This window comes from Halomonas sp. BM-2019 (assembly GCF_017584085.1).
The window spans coordinates 3,401,219-3,409,227 of record NZ_CP071922.1 but is presented as its reverse complement, the minus strand read 5'-3'; the positions used below and the strand labels follow the sequence as shown (position 1 = coordinate 3,409,227).

5 protein-coding genes and 1 pseudogene are annotated in these 8,009 nt (G+C 66.6%); all 6 read left to right on the top strand.

From position 1 onward, the window contains the following. Window positions 1-25: 25 nt before the first annotated feature. Entirely contained in the window at window positions 26-502 is a 477-nt protein-coding gene (locus J5F18_RS16910) for an Lrp/AsnC family transcriptional regulator (protein WP_346302262.1), read from the top strand. A 213-nt stretch (window positions 503-715) separates the two neighbouring features. Then, entirely contained in the window at window positions 716-1,585 is an 870-nt protein-coding gene (locus J5F18_RS16905; protein ID WP_346299704.1) for a carbon-nitrogen hydrolase family protein, read from the top strand. A gap of 33 nt (window positions 1,586-1,618) precedes the next feature. Beyond that, window positions 1,619-3,220: a biotin carboxylase gene (locus J5F18_RS16900; protein ID WP_346299703.1), complete on the top strand. Its 1,602-nt coding sequence runs from the start codon at window positions 1,619-1,621 to the stop codon at window positions 3,218-3,220. 41 nt (window positions 3,221-3,261) lie between these two features. Beyond that, window positions 3,262-4,263 carry a C45 family peptidase gene (locus J5F18_RS16895; protein ID WP_346299702.1) on the top strand — a complete coding sequence of 334 codons (1,002 nt, stop codon included), beginning with the start codon at window positions 3,262-3,264 and terminating at the stop codon, window positions 4,261-4,263. Between the two features lie 55 nt (window positions 4,264-4,318). Beyond that, window positions 4,319-7,096 carry an ornithine decarboxylase gene (locus J5F18_RS16890; protein WP_346299701.1) on the top strand — a complete coding sequence of 926 codons (2,778 nt, stop codon included), beginning with the start codon at window positions 4,319-4,321 and terminating at the stop codon, window positions 7,094-7,096. A 276-nt stretch (window positions 7,097-7,372) separates the two neighbouring features. Next, window positions 7,373-8,009: pseudogene (locus tag J5F18_RS16885) on the top strand (aldehyde dehydrogenase family protein); the annotation flags it as partial.

Below are 8,009 nucleotides of genomic sequence, written 5' to 3'. Positions count from 1 at the left end.
CTGGGCTGAGGATGCCGCCATCGCCATGAAACTGGACCGCTACGACCTGAAGATCCTCGAGATCCTCTCCCGGGATGGGCGCATCACCAAGTCGAAACTGGCCGAGGCGATCAACCTCTCGGTCAGCCCCTGCTGGGAGCGGGTACGCCGGCTGGAGAAGGCCGGCATCATCGAGGGCTACAGCGCCCGCATCAAGACCGACGTGCTGGTCAAGCGCACCCCGGTGTGGGTGCAGATCGAGCTGAAGCAGCACAACGCCGAGAGTTTCGCGCGCTTCGAGGCCCTGATCCATGCCACCCCCGAGGTCACCGAGTGCGTGGCCGTGGGCGGCGGCGTCGACTACCTGATCAAGGTGGAGGCCGACTCCATCGACGCCTACCAGCGCCTGATCGACGGCTGGTTGACCGGCGAGGCCGGCATCGAGCGCTATTTCACCTACATCGTTACCAAGACGGTCAAGCGCCCCGACCCTGGCTTCTCCCGCGACGACTTCACCCCCTGATCCCCAGCCGCGTTCACAGGCCCGGCCTGCGCGAACTTAGCGTTGATTCCTCCGCCGGGCCGGTGGCTTATGCTGATACCATAGGAGTGAGCAGAAGCTCACCCATGCCGGGCGATCTGGCCGGCACGCCTTTCGGGTGCCGATCATGGTTGACAGCGGGTAGGTAGACAGCGCCCCGGAAGATTCGAGATCGCCTGACGCAGAGAGACTGCCATGTCCTATTTCACCATTGCCGGCGTACAGATGCATGCCCTGCATCACGGCGACAACACCGAAGCCATGCGCCACCGGGTCGACGTGCTGATGAGCCGTTTCCCCCAGGTCCAGATGGTCCTGTTCAGCGAGCTGATGCCCATGGGGGCCTCGCCGCACCATGCCCAGGCCCTGCCCAATCATGCCGAGCAGCTGTTCTGTCAGCTGGCCGAGCGGCATCGCATCTGGCTGATTCCCGGCTCCATGTTCGAGCAGACCGACAAGGGCATCTACAACACCCTGTCGGTGATCAGTCCCCAGGGCCAGGTGGTGGCCCGCTACCGCAAGATGTTCCCCTTCCTGCCCTACGAGGCGGGCGTCGAGAGCGGCAGCGAGTTCGTGGTCTTCGACGTGCCCCATGTGGCGCGCTTCGGGGTGTCGATCTGCTATGACATGTGGTTCCCCGAGACCACCCGGACCCTGGCCGCCATGGGCGCCGAGGTGATCCTTCACCCCACCATGACCGACACCATCGACCGCGACATCGAGCTCTCCATCGCGCGCACCAATGCCGCGGTCAACCAGTGCTACTTCTTCGACATCAACGGCGCCGGCGCCATCGGCAACGGCCGCTCCATCGTGGTGGGGCCCTCCGGCGACGTCATCCACCAGGCCGGCACCGGCGAGGAGGTGATGCCCATCGAAGTGGATCTCAACCGGGTGCGCCGCGAGCGTGAGACCGGTCTGCGCGGCCTCGGCCAGCCCCTGAAGAGCTTCCGTGAGCGCCGGGTGGACTTCTCGCTCTATCGCAGCGAGACCGGCTCATCGCCCTACCTCGACACCCTGGGGCCGCTGCAGAAGCCGCTGCGCGCCGACGTGGAGGAGTATTGATCCCAAGGCCCGCGGCCTGACCAGGAGAATGCCATGCTGGAGTCCCTCAAGCGTCTGCTGTGCCGGCTGTTCGGTCGCCGGGACTCCGCCCCGACATCTGCCACCGGTTCCGCCGCGGGAGCGGCCGACGCCCCCTCATCCGCCATCGTTGGAGCGACAACAATGAACAAGATCACCAGCATTGCCGATGTCCGCCGCCACTTCCGCAACAACAAGGAGCCGATCTACTTCATCTCGGCGACCAACTTCAACCTGCTCGGCATCGGCGACTGGGTGGGTAACTTCCGCCATATCAACTACATCAACTGCTTCGACGGCCAGCAGCGCAACGTCTTCGTGCCCAAGGAGAAGTTCCCCCGGGACTTCGAGAGCATCGAGGACATCAACAACTACCTGCTCGAGCACAAGGAGGTGATCGACTTCATCCAGTCGAGAGCCGACGGTGAGAACGCCGGTACCGCCGCCTTCCTGATGTTCGATGAGCACACCGAGGAGGTGTGCAAGCAGCTGGGGCTCAAGGTGGCCTTTCCGCCGGCGGCGCTGCGCTCGCGCATGGACAACAAGATCGAGACGGTGCGCATCGGCAACAAGGCCGGCGTGCCCAGCGTGCCCAACGTGCTGGCTCGGGTGGGCAGCTACCGGGAGCTCTGCGACGTGAGCCAGGAGCTCGGCACCGACCTGGTGGTGCAGACCGCCTTCGGCGATTCCGGCCACACCACCTTCTTCATCGCCAGCGAAGAGGACTACTACAAGCACGCCGAGGAGATCGAGGCCGAGCCCGAGGTCAAGATCATGAAGCGGATCAACTGCCGCGGCTCGGCCATCGAGGCCTGTGCCACCCGCTGCGGCACCGTGGTGGGGCCGCTGATGACCGAGCTGGTCGGCTTCAAGACCCTGACCCCCTACAAGGGGGGCTGGTGCGGCAACGAGATGTTCGCCGGCGCCTTCACCCAGGAGATCCGCGACAAGGCCCGGGAGTTCACCTTCAAGTTCGGCGAGGCGCTGCGCGAGGAGGGCTACCGCGGCTACTTCGAGCTCGACTTCCTGATCGACATGGACAGCGGCGAGGTCTACCTGGGCGAGCTCAACCCGCGGGTCACCGGGGCCAGCTCGCTGACCAACGTGGCGGCCTTCGCCCACTCCGACATCCCGCTGTTCCTCTTCCACCTGCTGGAGTTCTCCGACGTCGACTTCGAGCTCGATATCGAGGAGATCAACCATCGCTGGTCCCACCCCGACAGCGTCGACAGCTGGAGCCAGCTGGTGATCAAGCACACCGACGAGAGCGTCGACCTGCTCACCGCCGCCCCGCGCACCGGGGTGTGGAAGATGGCTGAGGACGGCAGCATCGCCTACGACCACTACAGCTATCACCCCCATGCCGCCGAGAACGAGCAGGAGGGCTTCTTCCTGCGCATCAGCGGCGCCGGCGACTTCCGCTACGAGGGGGCGGACCTCGGCATCCTGATCACACGCGGCCGGCTGATGGACGACGACTTCCAGCTCACCGAGCGCGCCAAGTCGTGGATCGAAGGCATCCGCGGCCAGTATGCCGGCCAGTCGCTGGAGGATCCGGTGGTGGAAGAGGTCGCCGTCAGCCACGCCGTGGGCGGCGGCAACTTCAAGATCCTGTGAAGGGGGAGGACACCGCTCCCGCGGAGCGGACGCCTGCCGAGATGGACGACAAGACGCTGGTCTTCCGCACCCTGCACGAGGCGGCGCCGGGCCCCAGGTGGCGGTCGCTCTTCGACCTCCACTGGCCCGCCTACGAGGCCTGGTACCTTGCCGAGGGCGAGCGTGAGCGCCCGGGCTACCTGGCCTGCCTCAACGCCCTGCGCCGCCATATGCCGGAGCTGCTGCCCACCTACCGGGCGCTCTGTGCGCTGGCCGGCGGCGGCGACCTGGCGTCGCGCTTCCTCAGCCTCTACCAGCCCCCTCCCTACATCACCGGCTGCTCCCAGGCGGTGCTGGCACGGCCGGGCGGCACCCTGCTGGCGCGCAACTACGACTACCCGCCGGAGCTCTGCGAGGGGTCGATCCTCTACACCCGCTGGAACGACAGGCGGGTGATCGCCATGTCGGACTGCCTGTGGGGCGTGCTCGATGGCATGAACGACCGGGGGCTCGCCGTGTCGCTGGCCTTCGGCGGGCGCAAGGCGGTGGGCGACGGCTTCGGGGCGCCGGTGATCCTGCGCTACCTGCTGGAGTTCTGCGACGGCGTGCCCGAGGCCGCCGAGGTGCTGGCCCGGGTGCCCACCCACATGGCCTACAACATCACCGTGGGCGACGCCGCCGGGCGCTACGTGACGGCGATGATCGGCCCGGACCGCCGGGCCAGCATCCGCCGTGTGCCGGTGGCCACCAACCATCAGAAGAAGATCGAGTGGTACGCCCATGCCTTGGCTTCCGAGACGCTGATCCGCGAGCGCCAACTCTCCATCCTGGTCGACGATGAGTCGACCAGCGAGGCGCGCCTGGAGGCGGCCTTCTCGGCGCCACCGCTGTTTCGCCACGACTACCGGCGTGGCCTGGGCACCATCTACTCGGCCTTCTACCGCCCCCGGGAGGGGAGGGTCCGCTATCGCTGGCCGGGACTGAATCTCGACCTGGGGTTCGATGACTTTCCGGAGGAACGCATCACCGTCCGCTATGGCCAGAGCGAGCGCCTCGGCGGCTGAATCGTAGAGAGGGGCAGCGCCCCGCAGACAACGACAAGACAGGAAGGGTGTCGCCATGCAAGAGACCAGCCATACCGAAACGCCCTACACCGCCCTGGGCTTCTACCACAAGATCTCCCAGCTGCGTGCCGACACCTGGAACGCGCTCAAGCGCGACCTGGGACAGCTCAACCGGCTGGCCGACGACGGCCAGCACCGCAACCTGGTCAAGGCGATCGACGTCAAGCTGACTCGCCTCGAGATCATCGAGGACTACCACGCCTTCCCCTCCAAGGAGGACTTCCGCCACCTCTGGTCGCTGTTCGACCGCGAGGAGTATGCGCTGCTCGAGAAGGTGGTCAAGCGCCTGGTGCGGGCGCTGATCAGCGAGTCCTACCGGCGGCGCCACGTGGATCTCAGCGAGACCGATGCCGACGCCGAGGACCTCGAGACCCTGGATGCCCTGGCCCAGCTGCGCCGCGGGCATCCGGCTTCCAACAGCGCGGCCCAGCCCTACTTCGAGCTGCTGATCGTCGACAACCTCTCGTCCCAGGAGGAGGAGGTGGTGCGCGAGGCCTTCCGCAACATGCGCCGGCCCGAGGATCGCTTCGTCTATGACGTGGTGACCGTGCGCAGCTTCGAGGATGCGCTGATCGCGGTGCTGGTCAACCCCAACATCCAGGCCTGCCTGATCCGCTACGAGTTTCCCTACAAGTCGAAGTACAACCTCAGCGCCCTGCGCAACTACCTGGAGGGGCTCTCCGAACAGGCCCTCGAGCACCAGTCCGAGGCGGAGCGTAGCATCCTGCTCAGCTCGATGATCCACGAGCTGCGTCCGGAGATCGATCAGTTCCTGGTCACCAGCGGCGACGTGGAGGCCACGGCGAGTCGCGATATCCGCCACTTCAACCGCATCTTCTATCGCGAGACCGACTACATCGAGCAGCACCACACCATCCTGCGGGCCATCGACAGCCGCTACCGCACCCCCTTCTTCGACGCCCTGCGCGAGTACAGCAAGAAGCCCACCGGGGTGTTCCACGCCATGCCCATCTCGCGGGGCAAGTCGGTGACCCGCTCCCACTGGGCGGGGCACATGATCGACTTCTACGGCATCAACATCTTCCTCGCCGAGACTTCGGCCACCTCCGGCGGGCTGGATTCGCTGCTGCAGCCCTACGGGCCGATCAAGAAGGCCCAGGAGTACGCTGCCCGGGCCTTCGGCGCGCGGCAGAGCTTCTTCGTCACCAACGGCACCTCGACGGCCAACAAGATCGTGGTGCAGGCGCTGGTCAAGCCCCGCGACATCGTGCTGATCGACCGCGACTGCCACAAGTCGCACCACTACGGCATGGTGCTGGCCGGGGCCCACGTCAGCTACCTGGACTCCTATCCGCTCGACGACTACTCCATGTACGGGGCGGTGCCGCTGCGCGAGATCAAGAAGACCCTGCTCGAGTACCAGCGCGCCGGCCTGCTGCACAAGGTCAAGATGCTGCTGCTCACCAACTGCACCTTCGACGGCGTGGTCTACAACGTGCGCCGGGTGATGGAGGAGTGCCTGGCGATCAAGCCCGACCTGGTGTTCCTCTGGGACGAGGCGTGGTTCGCCTTTGCCGGCTTCAACCCCACCTACCGGCCGCGCACCGCCATGCACGCCGCCCGCACCCTGCGCGACCGCTACCGCAGCGAGGCCTACCGCGAGGAGTACGCCGCCTGGAAGGCGGAGTTCGACGCCCTCGACCCGGACGACGACGCCACCTGGCTCGAGCGCCGGCTGATGCCCGACCCCGACGAGGTGCGCATCCGCGCCTACGCCACCCACTCCACCCACAAGACCCTGACCTCGCTGCGCCAGGGCTCGATGATCCACGTCTGGGACCAGGACTATCGCCAGAAGGTCGAGGCGCCCTTCCACGAGGCCTACATGACCCACACCTCCACCTCGCCCAACTACCAGATCATCGCCTCCCTGGACGTGGGGCGCATGCAGGCGGAGATGGAGGGCTTCGAGCTGGTCCACGCCCAGGTAGAGGCGGCGCTGTCGCTGCGCGAGCAGCTCTACCACCACCCGCTGCTGCAGAAGTACTTCCGGGTGCTCAAGAACGGCGACCTGGTGCCGTCGGAATATCGCGAGTCCGGGGTGGAGTCCTTCTACGACCCGGTGACCGGCTGGAACCAGATGGAGGAGGCCTGGGCCCGGGACGAGTTCGTCGTCGACCCCAGCCGCATCACCATCGCCATCGGCGCCACCGGCATCGATGGCGATACCTTCAAGAACGAATACCTGATGAACAAGTACGGCATCCAGATCAACAAGACCTCGCGCAACACCGTGCTGTTCATGACCAACATCGGCACCACCCGCGGCTCCATCGCCTACCTGCTCGATGTGCTGATCAAGCTGGCCAAGGAGTTCGAGACCCGCTGGGAGGAGAGCAGCCGCCCGGAGCGCCGGATCATCGAGAACCGGGTCCGCTCTCTGACCCGGGAGCTGCCGCCGCTGCCCGACTTCAGCCGCTTCCACGAAGCCTTCCGTCAGTGCAGCGAGACCCCTCAGGGCGACATCCGTCGCGCCTACTTCCTCAGTTACGATGACGAGAATACCGAGTACCTGCGCTTCGACAACGGCGAGCTGCAGTCCGAGATGCGAGCCGGACGCGACGCGGTCTCGGCGAGCTTCGTGATCCCCTATCCGCCGGGCTTCCCGGTACTGGTTCCGGGCCAGGTGGTCAGCGAGGAGATCCTGGCCTTCCTGCAGGCGCTGGATGTCACCGAGATCCACGGCTACCGGCCGGAACTGGGCCTGCTGGTGTTCACCGAGGCGGCGCTGGTCGACCCCGAAGCGGGCTGACGGCGCCCACCGGCGCCGCGCAGAAAATTCTTCTGCGCGGCGCCGGCGGACAAAAAAAAGCCCACGGCTCCGCCCGGCCAACGAAAAGTCTCCACCCGCCCTCTCCCTTATCATGACCCCATCGAGCCGCCCTGGACGTGACCTGACCAGGCGGCTCGACCGTTTCTACTCTTTCTCGGCGCCCAGAGCCGCGCCGGTGCTCATTCTCGGCGCCCGGGGCCGCGCCGCTGTTTTCAGGCGCCCGGGGCCGCGCCGGTTTGTCAAGGGAGGTATCGCATGAACATGAAACTGTCCAGGACGCTGTCCACCATGCTCGACGATCCGCGTCTGTTTCGCCAGCACGCCTACGTGGATGGCAGGTGGACCCATGGCGAGGGGGGCCGCGAGGAGGCCGTGCATGACCCGGCCACCGGCGAGGTCCTGGGCTACATCCCTTGGCTCGAGGCGCATCAGATTCGCCAGGCCGTGGACGCCGCCGACGTCGCCTTCGTGCACTGGCGGGCGCTGCGTGCCGACGAGCGCTACGAGCGCCTGCTGGCCTGGCACGACCTGATCCAGGCCAACCGCGAGGACCTGGCCACCATCATGACCCTGGAGCAGGGCAAGCCGCTGCCGGACGCCCGCGGCGAGGTGGAGTACGGGGCCAGCTTCGTGCGCTGGTTCGCCGAGGAGGGCAAGCGCACCTTCGGCGAGACTATCCCCAGCCATATCCCCAATGCCGCGCTGGGCACGCTCAAGGAGCCGGTGGGCATCGCCGCTTTGATCACGCCCTGGAACTTTCCGCTGGCGATGATCACCCGCAAGGCCGCCGCGGCGCTCGCCGCCGGCTGCACGGTGATCGTCAAGCCGGCCGGTGAGACGCCGTTCTCGGCGCTGGCCCTGGCCGAGCTGGCCGAGCGCGCCGGCATCCCGG